The 2,101-nt window shown below is 74.3% G+C and carries 2 protein-coding genes; both read right to left on the reverse strand.

Features of this window, described 5'->3' with window-relative positions; translation table 11 throughout:
• Positions 1–33 precede the first annotated feature (33 nt).
• On the reverse strand, positions 34–792 hold the full coding sequence (locus BUB17_RS25075) for a nitrilase-related carbon-nitrogen hydrolase (RefSeq protein ID WP_072921563.1): 759 nt from the start codon (positions 790–792) through the stop codon (positions 34–36).
• Positions 792–1,979, reverse strand: a complete 1,188-nt coding sequence (locus tag BUB17_RS25080) for a pyridoxal phosphate-dependent aminotransferase (RefSeq protein WP_072921565.1) — start codon at positions 1,977–1,979, stop codon at positions 792–794. The genes BUB17_RS25075 and BUB17_RS25080 overlap by 1 nt, the downstream gene beginning before the upstream one ends.
• Positions 1,980–2,101 lie beyond the last annotated feature (122 nt).

Below are 2,101 nucleotides of genomic sequence, written 5' to 3' on the forward strand. Positions count from 1 at the left end.
CTGCCGTCAGCGCCTGCCGGCGAGGCTCTGCCGTCAGCGCCTGTCGGCGAGGAACTGCAGCCGCTCTCGGGTCGCGGCCACCTCGGCGGCGTCGACGTCGGCGATCAGCACCGTCTCCACGCCCGCGGCGGTCGCCAGCAGCTCGCCCATCGGGCTGACGATGCGGCTGTCGCCGGTGTGCTCGGTGCCGTCGCCCGCGGTGCCGACTCGGTTGCAGCCGACGACGTAGGCCTGGTTCTCGATCGCCCGGGCCTGCAGCAGCGTCTGCCAGTGCAGCCGGCGGGCGGCCGGCCAGTTCGCCGTCACGAGGTAGACGTCGGTGTCCAGGGCGGCGGACCAGAAGACGTCGGCGAAGCGCAGGTCGTAGCAGATGAACGGCGTCACCCGCAGGCCGCCGACCTCCACGGTCACCGGCTTCTCCCCGGCCCGGAAGCGCTCGTGCTCGCCGCCGTGGGTGAACGGGTGCAGCTTGCGGTAGCGGTGCACCGTGCCGTCGGGGCCGGCGAGGACGAAGGAGTTGTAGGGCAGCTCACCATCCGGCGCCACCTCCGGGCAGCTGCCGGCAACCCAGACGCCGTGCTCGGCGGCCCGCTCCTGCAGGAACTGCGCCGACGGGCCGTCCTCGGGCTCCCCGATCCCCGGCGTCATCGAGAAGCCGGTCGAGAACGTCTCGCTGAGCAGGACGAACTCCGCCCCGGCGCCGGCCGCGCGGGCGACCAGCGGCGCCAGGCGCGCGAAGTTGGCCGTCCGGTCCTCCCAGACGATGTCGTGCTGGACCACCGCGAACCTCATCAGCCCATCCTCCCCAGTCGCTCGACCGCCTCGGCCAGTACGGCGTCGCTCTTGCAGAACGCGAAGCGCACCAGGTGGCGGCCCAGGTGTGCGTGCTCCGACGAGTAGAAGACCACGGTCGGGACGGCCACCACCCCCGCGCGGTCGGGCAGCGCCCGGCAGAACGCCAGGCCGTCCCCGTCCGGCTGCACCGGCCGGACGTCGACCATGGCGAAGTAGGTGGCCTCCGGGCACACCACCGGCAGGCCCGCCGCGGTCAGCCCCTCGACCAGCACGTCGCGGCGGCGTTCCAGGTCGCGCGCGATGCCGGCGAAGTACTCGTCGGGCAGCCGCAGCCCGGCCGCGACCGCCGGCTGGAACGGCCCGCCGTTGACGTAGGTGAGGAACTGCTTGGCCGTGCGGACGGCGGACACCAGCGGCGCCGGGCCGCAGAGCCAGCCGACCTTCCAGCCGGTGACGTTGAAGGTCTTCCCGGCGCTGCCCACCACGAGGGTCCGCTCCCGCATGCCGGGCACGGTGGCCAGGGAGGCGTGCCGGGCGCCCGCGAAGACCAGGTGCTCGTACACCTCGTCGGCGAGCACCAGCAGCTCGTGCTCCATCGCCAGCGCGGCCAGCGTGCCCAGCTCCGCGCGGGTGAAGACCTTGCCGGTGGGGTTGTGCGGGGTGTTGAGCAGCAGCAGCCGCGCCCTCGGCGTGACCGCGGCGCGCAGCTCCGCGGTGTCGAAGGTCCACGGTCCGGCGCCATCCGGCGGCGGGCGCAGCGGGACGGGCCGGGCGACCCCGCCGGCCATCGCGATGCCCGCCGCGTAGCTGTCGTACATCGGCTCGAAGAGGACGACCTCGTCGCCGGGCTCGAGCAGCGCCAGCAGCGCGGCGGTCAGCGCCTCGGTGGCACCCGCGGTGACCAGCACCTCGGCGTCCGGGTCGTAGGCGTGGCCACCGAAGCGCTGCACGTGCTCGGCGACCGCGGACCGCAGCTCCGGGATGCCCGGGCCGGGCGGGTACTGGTCGTGCGCCGTGCCGATCGCCGCTCGGGCGACGTCGAGCACCTCCGGCGGCCCGGGGTAGTCGGGGAAGCCCTGTCCCAGGTTGACCGAGCCCGTGGCGACGGCGAGCGCGCTCATCTCGGCGAACACCGTCGTCCCGAAGCCCTGCAGCCGGGACGACAGGTACGGCGCGCGGGTCATGCGGCACAGCGTTCCACGTGGAACTCGGCCGACGACGACACCGGTCGGCCTCCGCGCCCCGGTCCGCTCCTCGCTCGCTGGCGCTCGCTGCGATGCTCCCGCGGCTGTCAGCCGACGACGAC

Source organism: Geodermatophilus obscurus, assembly GCF_900143215.1.
GTDB lineage: Bacteria > Actinomycetota > Actinomycetes > Mycobacteriales > Geodermatophilaceae > Geodermatophilus > Geodermatophilus obscurus_A.

Coding starts and splice junctions, on each gene's coding strand:
- BUB17_RS25075 (WP_072921563.1), bottom strand. CDS start 792: ATGAGGTTCGCGGTGGTCCAGCACGACATCGTCTGGGAGGACCGGACG.
- BUB17_RS25080 (WP_072921565.1), bottom strand. CDS start 1,979: ATGACCCGCGCGCCGTACCTGTCGTCCCGGCTGCAGGGCTTCGGGACG.